This is a genomic window from Streptomyces sp. NPDC058872 (genome assembly GCF_042743065.1).
In the GTDB taxonomy this organism is placed as follows: domain Bacteria; phylum Actinomycetota; class Actinomycetes; order Streptomycetales; family Streptomycetaceae; genus Streptomyces.
This window is the reverse complement of the sequence record NZ_JBHYMK010000033.1, coordinates 56,918-74,085: the sequence shown is the minus strand read 5'-3', so window position 1 is coordinate 74,085 and position 17,168 is coordinate 56,918. Positions and strand designations below refer to the sequence as shown.

Annotated in this window: 14 protein-coding genes and 1 pseudogene; 9 read left to right on the top strand and 6 right to left on the bottom strand. The window is 71.5% G+C overall.

Annotated features, from left to right (window positions below; all coding sequences use genetic code 11):
- Positions 1–2: 2 nt before the first annotated feature.
- The 3 genes from ACFW22_RS21605 to ACFW22_RS21595 all read right to left on the bottom strand — a co-directional run bounded on the left by ACFW22_RS21605 (position 3) and on the right by ACFW22_RS21595 (position 3,589).
- Positions 3–1,313, bottom strand: a complete 1,311-nt coding sequence (locus tag ACFW22_RS21605; RefSeq protein ID WP_386407030.1) for a M48 family metallopeptidase — start codon at positions 1,311–1,313, stop codon at positions 3–5.
- Positions 1,314–1,472: 159 nt separating this feature from the next.
- Complete coding sequence (gene argG / locus ACFW22_RS21600; RefSeq protein WP_386407027.1) at positions 1,473–2,918, bottom strand: argininosuccinate synthase; 1,446 nt, start codon at positions 2,916–2,918, stop codon at positions 1,473–1,475.
- A 329-nt stretch (positions 2,919–3,247) separates the two neighbouring features.
- Positions 3,248–3,589, bottom strand: coding sequence for a hypothetical protein (locus ACFW22_RS21595; RefSeq protein ID WP_386407024.1), 342 nt, complete (start codon positions 3,587–3,589; stop codon positions 3,248–3,250).
- A gap of 279 nt (positions 3,590–3,868) precedes the next feature.
- On the opposite strand from ACFW22_RS21595, the pseudogene ACFW22_RS21590 reads away from it, so the two are divergent.
- The 6 genes and pseudogenes from ACFW22_RS21590 (at position 3,869) to ACFW22_RS21565 (ending at position 10,434) form a co-directional block, all read left to right on the top strand.
- Positions 3,869–5,396 (top strand): annotated as a pseudogene (locus ACFW22_RS21590) (hypothetical protein).
- Between the two features lie 174 nt (positions 5,397–5,570).
- On the top strand, positions 5,571–6,599 hold the full coding sequence (gene argC, locus ACFW22_RS21585; RefSeq protein ID WP_386407021.1) for an N-acetyl-gamma-glutamyl-phosphate reductase: 1,029 nt from the start codon (positions 5,571–5,573) through the stop codon (positions 6,597–6,599).
- Complete coding sequence (gene argJ, locus ACFW22_RS21580; RefSeq protein WP_386407018.1) at positions 6,596–7,762, top strand: bifunctional glutamate N-acetyltransferase/amino-acid acetyltransferase ArgJ; 1,167 nt, start codon at positions 6,596–6,598, stop codon at positions 7,760–7,762. Before argC ends, argJ begins: the two co-directional genes overlap by 4 nt.
- Positions 7,759–8,673, top strand: a complete 915-nt coding sequence (gene argB, locus ACFW22_RS21575) for an acetylglutamate kinase (protein WP_386407015.1) — start codon at positions 7,759–7,761, stop codon at positions 8,671–8,673. The genes argJ and argB overlap by 4 nt, the downstream gene beginning before the upstream one ends.
- Positions 8,670–9,869, top strand: coding sequence for an acetylornithine transaminase (locus ACFW22_RS21570; protein ID WP_386407012.1), 1,200 nt, complete (start codon positions 8,670–8,672; stop codon positions 9,867–9,869). The genes argB and ACFW22_RS21570 overlap by 4 nt, the downstream gene beginning before the upstream one ends.
- A 7-nt stretch (positions 9,870–9,876) precedes the next feature.
- A complete protein-coding gene (locus tag ACFW22_RS21565; RefSeq protein ID WP_386407009.1) occupies positions 9,877–10,434 on the top strand; it encodes an arginine repressor in 558 nt (185 codons plus the stop codon).
- A gap of 31 nt (positions 10,435–10,465) precedes the next feature.
- Here ACFW22_RS21565 and ACFW22_RS21560 read toward each other — a convergent pair whose 3' ends face one another.
- From ACFW22_RS21560 to ACFW22_RS21550, 3 genes are read right to left on the bottom strand one after another with little or no spacing between them, the layout of a single operon-like run.
- The gene (locus tag ACFW22_RS21560) at positions 10,466–11,149 is read right to left on the bottom strand and encodes a L,D-transpeptidase (RefSeq protein ID WP_386407006.1); all 684 of its coding nucleotides are present in this window, start codon (positions 11,147–11,149) and stop codon (positions 10,466–10,468) included.
- A 47-nt stretch (positions 11,150–11,196) separates the two neighbouring features.
- Positions 11,197–11,805, bottom strand: coding sequence for a pyridoxamine 5'-phosphate oxidase family protein (locus ACFW22_RS21555; RefSeq protein WP_386407004.1), 609 nt, complete (start codon positions 11,803–11,805; stop codon positions 11,197–11,199).
- A gap of 59 nt (positions 11,806–11,864) precedes the next feature.
- The gene (locus tag ACFW22_RS21550) at positions 11,865–13,202 is read right to left on the bottom strand and encodes a hypothetical protein (protein ID WP_386407001.1); all 1,338 of its coding nucleotides are present in this window, start codon (positions 13,200–13,202) and stop codon (positions 11,865–11,867) included.
- Positions 13,203–13,364: 162 nt separating this feature from the next.
- On the opposite strand from ACFW22_RS21550, the gene argH reads away from it, so the two are divergent.
- From argH to ACFW22_RS21535, 3 genes are all read left to right on the top strand, one after another.
- Entirely contained in the window at positions 13,365–14,792 is a 1,428-nt protein-coding gene (gene argH, locus ACFW22_RS21545; RefSeq protein WP_386406998.1) for an argininosuccinate lyase, read from the top strand.
- A gap of 116 nt (positions 14,793–14,908) precedes the next feature.
- Positions 14,909–15,460, top strand: coding sequence for a TetR/AcrR family transcriptional regulator (locus ACFW22_RS21540; protein WP_386406995.1), 552 nt, complete (start codon positions 14,909–14,911; stop codon positions 15,458–15,460).
- On the top strand, positions 15,457–16,989 hold the full coding sequence (locus ACFW22_RS21535; protein ID WP_386406992.1) for an MFS transporter: 1,533 nt from the start codon (positions 15,457–15,459) through the stop codon (positions 16,987–16,989). Before ACFW22_RS21540 ends, ACFW22_RS21535 begins: the two co-directional genes overlap by 4 nt.
- The last annotated feature ends 179 nt before the right edge of the window (positions 16,990–17,168 follow it).

The following is a 17,168-nucleotide window of genomic DNA, read 5'->3' as shown; positions in this document are numbered from 1 at the left end:
GCTCAACTCCGTACGAGCTCCCGGGCCACGCTCCGCCTGGCATCGGCCAGCTCCGCGTCGATCGCCGCGACCCGCACCGGGTCCAGGACCAGCAAGGGCTCGCTCGGCATGCCGTGGATCAGCCGTCGGCGCCGCAGGTGCGTCGGCGGGTGCGTCGAGTCGACCTGGTGGCCGCGCAACTCCGCCACCCGGCGCAGCCGCTCGTGCTCGTGTTCGGGAATCGACGCGGCACGGGCGGCCAGGCGTTCCCACAGCTCCTCGGCCGGACCCTCGTGTCGCGCCGCGGTGTTCATCCGGGTCCGGGCAGCCACGTGTTCGCGGTGCAGCATGCCCGTGATGCTCTCGGTGACGATGAGCCAGTTCATCAACCTGGCCGCGGCCGCGCCGCCGCCCACCCGGGCGGCGGACGAGTCGGCGAGGTACTCGGCGCGCTGCGAGTGGCGCAGGGTCAGGTGCACCAGGGCGATGAGGAGGCCGTTCACGAGCAGTCGCGGAAGGGCGAGGACCAGGTTCGTGAAGTGCTCGATCAGGGTGCGGGCCGGCGCCGGCGCCAGCGCGTAGCGCCAGGTGGCCAACGTCTGGAACGCGCTGCCGACGAGCAGGAGGTGGCGGGTGTCCCCGTGGGCGTAGTGTCCGAACTCGTGGCCCAGGAGTGCGATCCGCTCCTGGGGCGAGAGGACTTCCCAGATGCCGAGCCCGATGTGCAGCACGCGGTGCTGCCGGATGCCGTACGAGCCGACCGACGCGTTCACGCGGGCGTCGACCACCACGGTCCGCACCCCGGTCGTGCCGACGGCTTCCGCGACCTCGTCGAGCAGCGCGAAGAGCCGGGGTGCGTCCGCCCGGTGCAGGACCCGTCGATGGTTCTCCTCCTCCGCGAGGCGCTTGAAGCGGGGCCGGAGCACAAGGGCGAGGAAGATCAGGAGCCCTCCCACCACGGGCAGCGCGCCCCGTCCCCAACACCCGACGAGCAGCCACAGACCAGTGCCGAACAGGACGACCGTCACGCCGTGGACCGCTGCCGCGAGCACCGTGGCCAGTCTGCCGGCCCGCCCGTGCCCGGATGCCGGGAGCTCCGCCGTCGTGCCGGTCGTCGGGTCCGTGAGCTCGGCGAGCAGCTGCTCCCCGTACTGATGGGCGAGACGCCGCCGCAGGCCCTCGATCCGTCCCGGCGTCTCCTCCGGCGGCTCGGGGTCCACGTTCCATGCGCACGCGGTGCACCAGGCGACGTAGTGGCCGCCGCCGGTCAGGGCCTGCCCGCACTCGGGACAGTCGTGCGCCGCCTCCCGGATGGTGTGTGCCGTCCGTGCCATCTTCCGCTCCCCACCTGGTGTGCCGCGTCCTGGATCCGTGCGGCTCCGCGCAGACAGTACGGGGGCGTGCGGGGCTCGCGCACCTGCTGTGACCGGCGAAAAGGCCGGCACGACGTTCCCGCGTCGTGCCGGCCCCTTCGCCGGTCGTGGTGCCGTGCGTCAGTCCGTGCCGAGCTCCATCGCGGCCCGGTCCAGCATCTCGTCGTCGCCCGAGACCTCGCCGCGGGAGGCGATGGCCTCCGCGCCACCCTCCGGCATGGCGCCGATCAGGCCGGTCGCGGCTGCCTGGGCGGCGCCGATGGCCGGGCTGGAGGTGCCGATCAGGCCGATGCCCGCGTACTGCTCCAGCTTGGCCCGGGAATCGGCGATGTCCAGGTTGCGCATGGTGAGCTGGCCGATCCGGTCCGCCGGCCCGAAGGCCGAGTCCTCGGTGCGCTCCATCGACAGCTTGTCCGGGTGGTAGCTGAAGGCCGGGCCCGTGGTGTCGAGGATCGAGTAGTCCTCTCCCCGGCGCAGCCGCAGCGTCACCTCGCCGGTGACGGCCGCGCCGACCCACCGCTGCAGCGACTCGCGGACCATCAGCGCCTGCGGGTCCAGCCACCTGCCCTCGTACATCAGCCGGCCGAGGCGCCGACCCTCGTTGTGGTACTGGGCGAGGGTGTCCTCGTTGTGGATCGCGTTCACGAGGCGCTCGTACGCGGCGTGCAGCAGGGCCATGCCGGGGGCCTCGTAGATGCCGCGGCTCTTGGCCTCGATGATCCGGTTCTCGATCTGGTCGGACATGCCCATGCCGTGACGGCCGCCGATGGCGTTCGCCTCCATCACCAGGTCGACGGGGGAGTGGAACTCCTTGCCGTTGATGGTGACCGGGCGGCCCTGGTCGAAGCCGATCGTGACGTCCTCGGTGGCGATCTCGACCGAGGGGTCCCAGAAGCGGACGCCCATGATGGGCTCCACGGTCTCCACGCCCGTGTCCAGGTGCTCCAGGGTCTTCGCCTCGTGGGTGGCGCCCCAGATGTTGGCGTCGGTGGAGTACGCCTTCTCGGTGCTGTCCCGGTAGGGCAGGTCGTGGGCGAGCAGCCACTCCGACATTTCCTTGCGGCCACCGAGCTCGGTCACGAAGTCCGTGTCCAGCCACGGCTTGTAGATCCGCAGGTGGGGGTTGGCGAGCAGACCGTAGCGGTAGAACCGCTCGATGTCGTTGCCCTTGAAGGTCGAGCCGTCGCCCCAGATCTGGACGTCGTCCTCGAGCATCGCCCGGACCAGCAGGGTGCCGGTGACGGCACGGCCGAGCGGCGTGGTGTTGAAGTACGCGCGGCCACCCGAGCGGATGTGGAAGGCGCCGCAGGTGAGTGCCGCAAGGCCTTCCTCCACCAGAGCGGCGCGACAGTCGACCAGACGCGCGATCTCGGCACCGTAGGTCTTGGCACGGCCGGGCACCGAAGCGATGTCGGGCTCGTCGTACTGGCCGATGTCGGCGGTGTAGGTGCAGGGGACGGCGCCCTTGTCGCGCATCCATGCGACGGCGACGGAGGTGTCGAGGCCGCCGGAGAAGGCGATGCCGACGCGCTCGCCGGCGGGCAGGGAAGTGAGGACCTTGGACATGGGAAGAGTATGCATCATCTCGCATGATCATGCAAAGGGCCTCTGGAGAGGGGTGGACGTGCGGGGCGCATGTGCTCGGGTGTCCGTGCGGGGCGGCGTTCGGCCGGTCGGGCGTGATGCGCGGTGGCCGATCGGGGCGTCCGGTCGCGGTCCTGTGGCCGTGCGCCGCAGTTGGCCCGGAGGACGACTGCGGCGCTCGGTTCTGATGAAGAGGCCGGTGTGTGCGACGTGGATGGGCCTGGAGGCGATGTGCACTGATGGGCAGGGCAGGGCAGGGCAGGGCAGGGCAGGACGGGGCAGGGCGCGGCGGCGGGGGTGGCGGCGTGCGCTCACCTGCCGAAGCGGGTCTTCTTGGGGGGCTCGGCGGGGATCAGCTCCTGAAAATAGACGAGCTCGGCCGCCTGGACGGTCACGTGCTCGACAATCGTCGTCGGCCCCTTGTCGCCCTTGGGCCAGATCGACTGGGTCAGCTCGACGAACCAGCTTGTCGGTGAAGTCTGGAACACCATTCGACCGACCGGGTCGCCCGTCAGGTGCATGGCGGGGGTGCTGGAGCGGGCGACCTCCTCGGCACGGGCAACGGCCGCTTCCCTTCCGCCGTCGACCGGGATCTTGTGCGGCGTCTGCAACTCCCCGTACTTGACCCGTTCCACCAAGACGTACCAGCTCACAGCCCTGCCCCTCCCACGGCGAGGCGGCTCGCCGCCTTGTGCGGCAACCCGCCCTCACGCCCATGATCCAAACGCTACCTCGCGGGCCGACCCCACACCCAGGGTCAACTGGCGTGCTCAAGGGCCAACCAGCGCGCTCCGTCACGGCGGTTGGGACCGAGCACTCCACTTGGCGGGTTTCGCCAAGTGAAGTGCTCAGGGCGTGGCGGCGGACGCGGGGAGCTCGTCGACGTCGAAATGCGTCGCCCGTTCGACCGCGGTCCGGGCAGGGTGACCCCTGTGAACCATGCGTTGTGCGGTCTCGCCGCCCATCCTGCCCTGCCGCCCGAGCTGGTCAACCGGCTGATCGAGATCGCGGACGCCGACGTCGCCGCGGGCCTCGCCCTGCGCGAGGACCTCAGCCGGGCGCAGGCGGTTGCCCTGGCTGTGCGGGTCGAGGAGAGCGCTGTGCAGCTTGCGTACCAGGGACTGCTGACCGCAACCGACGTCGATCCGGTCGCACAGCCGCACGCCGCGCTCGCCCTGCTCGACGAGCGTGCCGGTGACCCGGCATGGGCACGGATCCTTGCTGCGGATCCGGATGTCGAGCGCCGCGAGAAACTGGCCTCCTGTCCCGGACTTCCGCCCGATGCGGTGGAGACGCTCGCGACCGACCCGGACGTACGGGTCGTCACGGAGCTCGCGTTGTGGACGACGCCGGACATGGCCGCTCGGCTCTCCCGACATCCGCACGCCGAGGTGCGCCGCGCGGTTGCGGCCAACGAGGCCACACCGCCGGACGTGCTGGCGATGTTGCTCACCGGCGAGGGGCTACCTCCCGCGGAGCGGTGCCTGGTGTGTGACGCCGAGGAGACGCCATTCGTGCACGATTCTCAGTGCTCGCGACTCGGCTGCCACCTGCGGCCCGGTGCCTCGTGTGACGGCAGCCACGAGTCCACCGCGCACGAGATGCAGGAACAGGCGCTGCGGAACCCCGCCACGCCTGCCCAAGCCGTCGTCCGATTCGCCGACCACCCCTCAACGCTGCTGCGTTGCCGCCTCGCTGCCCGCCCCGACCTGCCGCCGTGGGTGTGGCGACGACTCGCCGATGACCCCGTACCCGGTGTCCGGGTCGAGCTCGCCGGGAATCCGGCAATCGACGAGGACCTGCTCCGCACACTGGCCACCGACCGTGGCCACGACGTGCGACGCACGCTCGCGCACAACCCCCGTGTGCCGCTCGACGTGCTCACCTGCTTGGCAGGCACGGTCAAGATCGGTCCGACCCCGCTGCCTCGGATCGCCGCCGCCTCACCCTCCGAGGTCGAGGAGCTCGCCACGTCGTCCAGTCCGGCTGTGCGGATGCTCCTGGCCCAACGACGCGACCTGCCAGTCGGCGTTCGTGACGCGCTGGCCGCCGACCCCGATGCGAAAGTGGCGCAGTCCATCGCGCCGCACCCGGGCCTCTCCGATGCGCAGTTGCGCACCATGGTCAAGCGACACGGAGTCCGGGTTGTCGCCAAAGTGGCGGCCAACCCGGGCGCATCACCGGCGCTGCTGGAGGACCTGACCAGGCACGCACCACCGGTGCGGAAAGCCTTCCGAGAGGTTGCCCGGCACCGCAATGCCACGGGCCCGGCCCTGCGAGCCTGCTTGGCGGACCGGAAGGCAAGGACCATAGCCCGCCGGGCATCCGGCCCTGCCGCCGCCGCTCATGGTCGAACTGCTCACTGACGACGACTGGCAAGTGGTGGAAGCGGCGGCCGGCAACCCGTCACTGCCGCCGGCTGTGATGTCAGAGATGGTGCCTGAACCGAGCGGGGCATAGAACCAGCGCAGCGCGCAGAAAGACAAAACGCCAGGCACGGGCCGCCCGCCGACTCAACTGCTCACCCGCCAGGTGGAGTGCTCGGTCACAGCGGTCCGCCGGCGCGGCACTTGCGCTTCATTGCATAAAAGTTCGGCTGCACGTATAGTCATGCCATCCATGAGGAGGGTTTCGATGACGGTACGAGTAGCAGTGGCGGGTGCGAGCGGATATGCGGGCGGAGAGCTCCTGCGTCTCCTCCTCGTCCACCCCCACGTGGAGATCGGGACGCTGACCGGGCACTCCAACGCCGGCCAGCGACTCGGGGCCCTCCAGCCCCATCTGCTCCCGCTCGCCGACCGCGTCCTCGCGCCCACCACGGCCGAAGGGCTCGCCGGGCACGACGTGGTCTTCCTGGCCCTGCCGCACGGCCAGTCCGCCGCCGTCGCCGAGCAGCTCGGGTCCGACGTCCTCGTCGTGGACATGGGAGCCGACTTCCGTCTCAAGAGCCCGGCCGATTGGGAGGCCTACTACGGCTCCCCGCACGCCGGCACCTGGCCCTACGGCCTTCCGGAGCTGCCGGGGGCCCGCGCCGCGCTGGAGGGGTCCAAGCGCGTTGCGGTCCCCGGTTGTTACCCGACCGCCGTCTCGCTCGCCCTCTTCCCGGCGTACGCGAACGGCCTGGCCGAGCCCGAGGCCGTGATCGTCGCCGCCTCCGGCACGTCCGGTGCGGGCAAGGCGCTCAAGCCGCACCTGCTCGGCAGCGAGGTCATGGGCAGCATGTCCCCGTACGGCGTCGGGGGAGGTCACCGCCACACCCCCGAGATGATCCAGAACCTCAGCGGGCCGGCGGGGGAGCGGGTCACCGTCTCCTTCACGCCGACCCTGGCCCCGATGCCCCGCGGCATCCTCGCCACCTGCACGGCCGCCGCGAAACCGGGCACCACCGCCGAGACCGTGCGGGCCGCGTACGAGAAGGCCTACGCGGACGAGCCCTTCGTCCATCTGCTCCCCGAGGGGCAGTGGCCGGCCACGGCGTCCGTCTACGGTTCCAATGCCGTTCAGGTGCAGGTCGCGTACGACGCCGGCGCGAACCGGATCATCGCGATCAGCGCCATCGACAACCTCACCAAGGGCACCGCCGGCGGCGCGGTCCAAAGCATGAACATCGCCCTCGGCCTGCCCGAGGACACCGGACTTTCCACGATTGGAGTCGCTCCGTGAGCGTCACCGCAGCGAAGGGATTCACGGCAGCGGGCATCGCCGCCGGGATCAAGGAGAACGGCAACCCGGACCTGGCCCTCGTGGTCAACACCGGGCCCCGCCGCGCCGCCGCGGGAGTCTTCACCTCCAACCGCGTCAAGGCCGCACCCGTCGTCTGGTCCCAGCAGGTCCTCTCCGACGGGGAGCTGACCGCTGTCGTCCTCAACTCCGGCGGTGCCAACGCCTGCACCGGTCCGAAGGGGTTCCAGGACACCCACGCCACCGCCGAGAAGGTCGCCGAAGCCCTCAGCGCGCAGGGTGCGGAGGTGGGCGCCGGAGAGGTCGCCGTCGCTTCCACCGGGCTCATCGGCATCCTCCTCCCGATGGACAAGCTGCTCCCCGGCGTCGAGACGGCCGTCGCCCAGCTCTCCGAGCACGGCGGGGAGAAGGCCGCCATCGCCATCAAGACCACCGACACCGTCCACAAGACCTCCGTGGTGACCAAGGACGGCTGGACGGTCGGCGGCATGGCGAAGGGCGCGGGCATGCTCGCCCCGGGCCTCGCCACCATGCTCGTCGTCCTCACCACCGACGCGGACGTCGACGCCGAGCGCCTGGACGGTGCCCTGCGCACCGCCACCCGGCTCACCTTCGACCGGGTCGACTCCGACGGCTGCATGTCGACCAACGACACGGTCCTGCTCCTCGCCTCCGGCGCCTCCGGCGTCGCTCCTGCGCAGGACGAGTTCGCCGAAGCCGTGCGGGCCGTCTGCGAGGACCTCGCCCGTCAGCTCATCGGGGACGCCGAAGGCGCCAGCAAGGACATCCGCATCGAGGTGACCAACGCCGCGACCGAGGACGACGCCGTCGAGGTGGGCCGGTCCATCGCCCGCAACAACCTCCTCAAGTGCGCCATCCACGGCGAGGACCCCAACTGGGGCCGGGTGCTCTCCGCGATCGGCACCACGCGGGCCGCCTTCGAGCCCGACCGGCTGTGCGTCGCCATCAACGGCGTCTGGGTCTGCAAGAACGGCTCCGTCGGGGAGGACCGCGACCTCGTCGACATGCGCTTCCGGGAGGTCACCATCACGGTCGACCTCGCGGCCGGTTCCGAGGCCGCCGTCATCTGGGCGAACGACCTCACCGCCGACTACGTCCACGAGAACAGCGCGTACTCGTCATGAGCAACACCGCGCGGAAGCACACCGCCCTCCCGAAGGCCCAGACCCTCATCGAAGCCCTGCCCTGGCTCACCCGCCACCGCGGCAAGACCGTCGTCGTGAAGTTCGGCGGCAACGCCATGATCGACGAGGACCTCAAGGCGGCGTTCGCCCAGGACATCGTCTTCCTGCACCACGCCGGACTCAAGCCGGTCGTGGTGCACGGAGGCGGGCCCCAGATCAACGCCGCCCTCGACCAGGCCGGGCTGGTCAGCGAGTTCAAGGCGGGCTTGCGGGTCACCACCCCCGAGGCGATGGACGTCGTCCGGATGGTCCTCGCCGGCCAGGTCCAGCGCGAGCTCGTCGGCCTGCTCAACCAACACGGCCCGCTCGCCATCGGACTCACCGGCGAGGACGCCCGCACCATGACCGCCACCAAGCACCAGCCGGTCATCAACGGCGAGGCGATCGACATCGGCCGGGTCGGCGAGATCACCGCCATCGACACCGGTGCCATCACGGCGCTCCTGGAGGACGGCCGGATCCCGGTCGTCTCCTCCATCGCACGCTCCCAGGACGACGGACATGTCTACAACGTCAATGCTGATACGGCGGCTGCGGCACTCGCTGCGGCGCTGGGTGCCGAGACCCTGATGGTCCTGACCGACGTCGAGGGGCTCTACGAGGACTGGCCGAACAGCGACGAGGTCATCAGCAAGCTGACCGCGAGCCAGCTGGAGAAGCTGTTGCCCGAGCTCTCCAGCGGCATGGTCCCCAAGATGGAGGGTTGTCTGCACGCCGTGCGCAACGGGGTCACCACGGCCCGCGTGATCGACGGCAGGGTCCCGCACTCGATCTTGCTGGAGATCTTCACCGACGAGGGCATCGGCACGATGGTCGTGCCGGACGGCACGGACGAGCAGGGGGAGAAATGACGGACAACGCGGAGCTGACCCTGCGGTGGCAGGGCTCGCTCATGAACAACTACGGCACCCCCAAGCTGCCGCTCGTCCGGGGCGAGGGCGCCAAGGTCTGGGACGCCGCGGGCAAGGAGTACCTGGACTTCGTCGGCGGCATCGCCGTCAATGCGCTCGGCCACGGCCACCCGGCGGTCGTCGAGGCCGTCACCCGGCAGATCCAGACCCTCGGCCACGTGTCCAACCTGTTCGTCGCCGAGCCGCCCGTGGTGCTCGCCGAGCGGCTCCTCGGGCTCTTCGGGCGCCCCGGCAAGGTCTTCTTCTCCAACTCGGGCGCCGAGGCGAACGAGGCCGCGTTCAAGATCGGCCGGCTCACCGGCAGGTCCCACATGGTCGCCACCGACGGCGGTTTCCACGGCCGGACCATGGGTTCCCTCGCCCTCACCGGACAGCCCGGCAAGCAGACGCCCTTCCTGCCGCTGCCCGGCGACGTCACCCACGTTCCGTACGGGGACGCGGAGGCGCTGCGGGCCGCGGTCACCGTGGACACCGCCTTCGTCATCATCGAGCCGATCCAGGGCGAGAACGGCGTCGTCGTCCCGCCGCCCGGCTACCTCACGGCCGCTCGGGAGATCACCCGCGCCACCGGCACCCTGCTCGTCCTCGACGAGGTGCAGACCGGCATCGGCCGGTGCGGCCACTGGTTCGAGCACCAGGCGCACGAGGGCGTCGAGCCCGACGTCGTCACCCTGGCCAAGGGGCTCGGCGGCGGTCTTCCGCTCGGCGCGACCGTCGCCTTCGGCGAGGCGGCCGAGCTCTTCGCACCCGGTCACCACGGCACCACCTTCGGCGGCAACCCGGTCGTCTGCGCCGCCGGACTCGCCGTCCTGGACACCCTCGGCGCCGACGCGGCCCTCGACCACGTGAAGGCGGTGGGGGAGAAGCTGCGCCAGGGAATCGAAGGGCTGGGCCATCCGCTGGTCTCCCATGTCCGTGGCGCGGGCCTCCTGCTGGGTATCGTGCTCACCGGGCCCCTCGCACCCCAGGTGCAGCAGGCGGCCCAGGACGCGGGTCTCCTGGTGAACGCGCCCGCCCCCGACGTCGTACGGATCATGCCTCCGCTGGTCCTCACCGACGCCGAGGCGGACGCCTTCCTCCAGGCGCTGCCCGGGGTCCTGGACGAGGCGAACGGGCAAGGACGAACCGGAGAATGAGACGACGATGACCGACGCGCAGGAGAACGAGCACTGGGGGTCTCCCCAGGCGGAGCCTGGGGCAGGGCCGTCCGTTCCCCAGACCCGTACCGCACGCCACCGCAGGATCGTCGACATCCTCAACCGGCAGCCGGTGCGCTCGCAGAGCCAGCTCGCCAAGCTCCTCGCGGACGACGGCCTGAGCGTCACCCAGGCGACGCTCAGCCGTGACCTCGACGAGCTGGGCGCGGTGAAGATCCGCAACACGGGGGGCGAGCTGATCTACGCGGTGCCCAGCGAGGGCGGTTTCCGCACTCCGCAGGCGCCGCTCGGCGAGTCCGCCAAGGAGGAGCGCATGCGCCGCCTCTCCGGCGAACTGCTGATCTCCGCCGAGGCCTCCGCCAACCTGGTGGTGCTGCGTACCCCTCCGGGGGCCGCACAGTTCCTCGCGTCGGCCATCGACCAGGCCGAACTGCACGCCATTCTCGGCACGATCGCGGGTGACGACACCCTGCTCCTCATCAGCCGCGATCCGGTCGGCGGCCAGGCCCTCGCCGACCACCTGCTGAAGCTGGCCCAGAAGTAGTCCCCTCCGGCCCGGGTACCGGAGGTCCGGCTCAGTACCGCGCGATCGCCGTCGGACCGCCCCGCGTTCCGACGGCGATGTGCGGTCGGCGCGCGGGGTCCGCCCAGGCGAGGACCGCGCGCATGGCGTCCTCCGGCACCGAGATGCAACCGGCGGTCGCCCCGGTGCCGTTCACGTGCAGGAAGATTCCCGCCCCGCGTCCGCGCACCGGACGTTCGTAGTTGAAGCCGATGACGATCGCGTGCGCGTACTGGCTGGCGTACGAGACGAGGTGCTCGGCCTCGGTCGCCCGGCAGTCGTCGGGCAAGCCCTCGACCCAGCGGTTGTACGCGGGGGAGGCGTTGTCCTGGCACCACCAGGAGCGCTCGGTGACCGGGGCGTACCGGAGGCGGGTCCCGGCGGGGGCGGCCCGGATGCCGAAGGCGTACGGCAGCCGGTAGAGCCCGGTGGGGGTGGTGCTCGTGCCCTGCTGCCGTGAGGCGCCCTCGACGAGCCCCTTCGACCCGAACCGGGCCGGTGCCGTCCCCACCCGCACCCAGCGCCAGCCGCGCCGTTCCCACCAGGCCAACGTGCCCGTGGTGGCCTTCGCGTCCGCGGCCTCCGCAGTGATCAGCTGCGTTCCCCCTCCGGTGTCGGCCATCCGCACGGGCAGGGGCGCGGGTGGGGGCGCGGCGCCCAGGGAGAGCAGGGCGGCGAGGACGAGAAGGGTGCGCATGGCCGCGAGGCTAGGGCCGCGCGGCCGCCCCCGCCCGTCGGGCGGGGCTATTCGGCGGGCGCCGCGGGGAGCGGGGGAAGCGGCAGGGGGAGCGCCGGCAGTCCGTCCAGGCTGGTGGCGATGTGCTCCTTGCGCGCGCAGTACGCGCCGAACTCCTCGTCCGTCTTCCGGTTGAAGTACTCGGCGTGCAGCGACCGGTCTTCCCGGTACTCCATCAGCGGGACGGCGAACCCGCAGGAGTCGCTGACCCGTCGGGCGTGCACCAGGACGATCGCCCGCGCACTGCCCTGCCCCCGAACGGCCTCGGCCGGGAAGCGCGCGAACAGTTCGGACCAGCGGGGGTCGTCGCGGAGCACGGCCTCTCCCCGACCGTGCACCCGGACCACCGTCGGAGGCCCGGAGAAAGCGGTCCACATGAGGGTGATCCGGCCGTTGCCCGGCTCCCGCAGATGAGCGATCGTTTCGGCGCTGCTGCCGCCGAAGTCGATGTAGGCGAGGGTCAGTTCGTCGATGACGATCAGGGTGCCGGCGCGCCCTTTGGGGGAGAGGTTGACATGGCCCTCTCCGGAGAGGGGAGCGGTTGCGGTGAAGAACACCGGCTGCTCCTCGATGAAGGCCCGAAGTCGCCCGTCGATGTGTTCGTACGTCTTTCCCATGATCGCATCCTTTCATCCGTGGGCGACGGGAACCGGAGCGGTCCCGGGTGGTCCGGTCGTCAGTTCCCGAGGAGCGCGAGGGCGTTGGCGCGCAGCTTCGGCTCGGCGTCGTCGTTCAGCGACCGGGCGATCTCGCGCAACTCCGGGCCGCCGCGTGCGGTGAACAGCCGGAACGCGGCCATCCGCACATGCCGGGGCCGGTCCGCCCCGAGCCGTGCCCGCAGGTCCGTCGTCGACAGCCGGTTCGCCCACGGCAGGAGGGTGGTCGCCGTCTCCCGCACGACGCCGGGCGCGGGGTCGTCGAGCAGCGGCTCCAGGCGCGCGGTGCTCGGCCCGCCCAGCAAGCGCAGGCCGGCCACGGCGTGCGCGCGGACGCCCGGGTGCGGGTGTCCGGTGAGCTCCCACAGCAGGGCGGAGTCCCCGCGGGTTCCGCACTCGGCGAGCCCGAGCGGAGCGGCCGGGGGCACCACGCTGCCCGAGCACAGGGACGCGTAGCGCGCGACGGCGTCGATGCCGCACTGCCGCAGCACATAACGGGCGCACGCCCGCACCAGGCCCGACCGGTCCGCGAGGAACGCCGTCGCCTCGTCGGGGCGGCCGGCCCGACGCAGGGCCGTCACGCCGGCTGCCCGCACCCGGGGGTGCTTGGAGCCCAACAGGGGGGCGAGGCGTTCGTTCCCGGTCTCCGGGGTCACCCCGGCGACGACTCCGCTCGCGCAGATGTCCTGGACGACCACGTCCGGGTCTCCGGCAGCGGTGACCGCCAGTCGCGCGGGGGAGAGGAGTCGCCGCTCGACCGCGATCCGGTGCGCCGTGCGCCGGAGCGCCCGGTCCCCGCTGGCGAGGACGGCGTCGAGGACGGAAGCCGGGCACTCCCGGAGCAGGGCCTCCAGCAGGGACCGGGCGGCTTCTCCCCGGCGGCGGGAGGAGAGCCGCAGGACGACTGCCGCGAGGGGGGCGATCGCCTCCGCTCCGACATCGGGCAGTGCGGTCCGCAGCAGCTCGCGGGCCGGTTCGCGGACCGCGGCCGACCAGTCCGCGCAGCGGATCGCCACCAAGGGGAGCAGGGGCTGGAGGTCCGGTGGGGGGAGTCGGGCCACGCGGCGGAGTGCCGCCTCGCGCACCCGGCCGTCGGGGTGGCACAGGGCCACGGCGAGGGTTGACCCGTCGGGTGCGCGGCGCGACAGGTCCAGGGTGGGCAGGGGGGCGTCCCAGGACCAGCGGAAACGGCGACCGGTTGCCCAGGCGTGGCTCGGCAGTGCGGACGGGCGGGTGCGGGCGAGGTGCCGGACGGCCAGGTCGAGCCCCGTCCAGGCGGTGGCGTCCGAGGTGTTGATGACCGAGGCGAGCGGTGCGCCCCGGGCCAGTCGAACCGCCTGTGTGGTCGTGTCTTCCATGCGGGGGAGCGTAGAACGGGGAAGTGGGGCGACACTTCTGGTTTTCGGGCCGGGAGCCGGAGGGGCGAACGCCTTCATTGACAAAACATACGGCACTCTGCATAGTTATACCCATCAAGGTCGACCTCGCGTCCTCCGCCCACGCCCGATCGAGGAGCAGCAGTGAGCAGCAACAACGGTGACGTTCGGCTCTGGGGCGGACGGTTCGCCGATGGCCCCGCCGAGGCCCTGGCGAAGCTGTCCGCTTCGGTCCACTTCGACTGGCGCCTGGCCCCGTACGACATCGCCGGCTCCCGGGCCCATGCCCGTGTGCTGCACAAGGCCGGCCTGCTCACCGAGGACGAGCTGACCCGCATGCTCGCCGGACTCGACCGGTTGGAGGCGGACGTCGCCGACGGCTCCTTCGTCGGCACCGTCGCCGACGAGGACGTCCACACGGCCCTGGAGCGGGGCCTCCTGGAGCGGCTCGGTGCCGAACTCGGCGGCAAGCTGCGCGCCGGCCGCTCCCGGAACGACCAGGTCGCCACGCTCTTCCGGATGTACCTGCGCGACCACTCCCGGATCATCGGCGGTCTGATCGCCGACCTCCAGGACGCCCTGGTCGGGCTCGCCGAGGCGCACCCGGACGTCGCCATGCCGGGACGGACGCACCTCCAGCACGCCCAGCCGGTGCTCTTCGCCCACCACGTCCTCGCCCATGCGCAGTCCCTCTCCCGGGACGCGGAGCGACTCCGGCAGTGGGACACCCGGACGGCCGTCTCGCCGTACGGTTCCGGTGCCCTCGCCGGCTCCTCCCTCGGGCTCGACCCCGAGGCGGTGGCGAAGGACCTCGGTTTCGAGCGGGGTTCGGTCGGCAACTCGATCGACGGCACGGCCTCCCGCGACTTCGTCGCCGAGTTCGCCTTCATCACGGCGATGATCGGCGTCAACCTCTCGCGGATCGCCGAAGAGGTCATCATCTGGAACACGAAGGAGTTCTCCTTCGTGACGCTGCACGACGCCTTCTCCACCGGCTCGTCGATCATGCCGCAGAAGAAGAACCCCGACATCGCCGAGCTGGCCCGCGGCAAGTCCGGGCGCCTCATCGGCAACCTCTCCGGCCTGATGGCCACCCTCAAGGCGCTCCCGCTCGCCTACAACCGGGACCTCCAGGAGGACAAGGAGCCGGTCTTCGACTCCTGTGACCAGTTGGAGGTGCTGTTGCCCGCCTTCACCGGGATGATGGCGACGCTCACCGTCCATCGGGAACGCATGGAGGAGTTGGCCCCGGCCGGCTTCTCGCTCGCCACCGACATCGCCGAGTGGTTGGTCAAGCAGGGCGTTCCGTTCCGGGTGGCGCACGAGGTGGCCGGCGAGTGCGTGAAGGTCGCCGAATCGGAGGACAAGGAGCTGGACGAGCTCACGGACGAGCAGTTCGCCAAGATCTCCGAGCACCTCACCCCCGAGGTCCGTACGGTCCTCAACGTGCCCGGGGCCCTCGCCTCGCGCAGCGGGCGCGGTGGCACGGCCCCCTCGGCGGTCGCCACCCAGCTCATCGAGGTCAAGGCGGACCTGGTCATCCAGCACGCCTGGGCCTCCGCCAAGCAGTAGCCACAGCAGGGGCGTCATGGCGCCGCCGCCCTCCATCGGGAGGGCGGCGGCGTCTTTCTGTGTTCAGTGGTGTCCCGTGTGAGACATCAATGTCTCATGAGGTGTATCGTTGTCTCATGACAGTCGACCGCACCCAGGTGCTCCGTGCCGCCGCCGCCCTGCTCACCCGCAAGGCAACCGCCACCATGGACGAGGTCGCCAAGGCCGCGGGAATCGGCCGGGCCACGCTGCACCGGCACTTCGCCGGGCGGGACGCCCTGGTGCGGGCACTCGAAGAGCTCGGACTGCAGGAGCTGGAAGCGGCCCACGACCGGGCCCGCACCCACGAGGGGCCGGCGGACGAGGCCGTCCGCCGACTGGTCGCCGAGGTGGAGCCCGTTGCCCCCCTGCTCTCGTTCCTCGTCACGGAGAACCAGCTCTTCGAGGGCGACCAACAGAACGAGGGGTGGGAACGGCTCGACGCCCGGGTCTCGGCGCTCTTCCGGCGCGGTCAGGAGCAGGGCGTCTTCCGGATCGACCTGACCCCCGCCTGGCTCACCGAGGCCCTGTACGGGCTCATCGGTTCCGGCGCCTGGGCCGTACAGGACGGCAGGGTCGCCGCCAAGGACTTCCAGTACATGATCGTCGAGCTCTTGCTCGGCGGAGCGCGCAGGAGCGTGGAGAAGTGACCACCAGCACCTTCAGGAACGCGAACCACGTCGAGGACGCGCGCCGCCCCGGTCGGTGGCTCGCCCTCTCCGTGCTCGTCCTGGCCGTCCTCCTCGTGGCGGTCGACGCCACGGTGCTCGGTCTCGCCACCCCCTTCCTCTCCGAGGACCTCAAGCCGTCCGGCACCCAGCTGCTCTGGATCGGCGACGTGTACTCCTTCGTCATCGCCGGACTCCTCGTCTCCATGGGCAGCCTCGGCGACCGCATCGGCCGCAAGAAGCTGTTGCTGATCGGCGCGACGGCCTTCGGCGCCCTCTCGGTCCTCAACGCCTATGCCACGAGCCCCGAGACGATGATCGTGGCCCGTGCGCTGCTGGGCATCGCCGGTGCGACCCTGATGCCGTCGACCCTGGCCCTCATCCGCAACCTCTTCCAAGACCCGCGCGAGCGCAGCCTCGCGATCGGCATCTGGGGTGCCATGGCCTCGGCCGGCGCCGCCGTGGGGCCGGTGGTCGGCGGATTCCTCCTGGAGCACTTCTGGTGGGGGTCGGTCTTCCTCATCAACCTGCCGGTCATGGCGGTGCTCGTCCTCGTCGGCATCAAGCTGATCCCCGAGTCGAAGAACGAGAACCCCGGCCCCTGGGACCTGACCAGCGTCGTGCTCTCCCTCGTCGGCGTCATCGGAATCGTCTACGCGGTCAAGGAGCTGGCCACCCACGGCCCCTCGCTCGACGCCACCGTCGCGGGCCTCGGCGGAGCCGTCGCCCTGACCTGGTTCGTCCGCAGGCAGCTCACCCTGCCCGCACCGCTCCTGGACATGCGGCTCTTCCGCCACCGCGGCTTCTCCAGCGCCGTCCTCGCCGATCTGCTGACCATCCTCGGCCTCTCCGGCCTGGTGTTCTTCCTGTCCCAGTTCTTCCAGCTGGTCCAGGGGCGCCGGCCCCTGGAAGCGGGCCTCGCCGAACTCCCGGCTGCGATCGGAGCGGTGACGGCCGGTCTGGTCGCGGGCGTCGTGGCCCGTCGCTTCTCCGTGCGGTCCGTGGTGGCCGGCGGCCTCGCGGCGGTCGGGCTCTCCCTCGCGGTTCTGACCACCCTCGACCCGCACACGGGCTACCCGATGTTGGGGGCCAGCCTGCTCGTCGTCGGCGTCGGTGCGGGTTTCGCCTTCACCGTCACCGCCGACGTGATCCTCTCCAGCGTTCCCAAGGAACAGGCCGGAGCCGCCTCCGCCGTCTCCGAAACCGCGTACGAGCTGGGGGCCGCGCTCGGCATCGCGGTCCTGGGTTCCATCGTGACCGGCGTCTACCGGGGCTTCACGCCCCCTGCCGGGGTCCCCTCGGACATCGCGACGGCCGCCCACGAGTCGCTCGGCGGTGCGGTCGAGGCAGCCGACGGTCTTGCCCCCGGTACGGCAGCGGCCCTGGTGTCCTCCGCCCAGGAGGCCTTCGTCGACGGCCTGCGGATCGCGTCCGGAGTGGGTGCGGCGGTCCTCCTGGTGACGGCGGTCGCCGCCTGGTTCCTCCTCAAGGGCCAGAAGCTGGAGAAGTGACGGCCCCCACGGCCCCCACGGGTCGCCACGGGGTGCCGTTCCGGCGGGCGGAACCGGCCGGGGAGGAACACGGCGGGGGCGGGGGGCCCCCCCCGCCGCCCCCCCCCCCCCGCCCCCCGCCCCCCCATACCGCCCGAGCCCGGGGGGGGGGCCAGTGCCCCGAAAACAGGGCCCGCCCC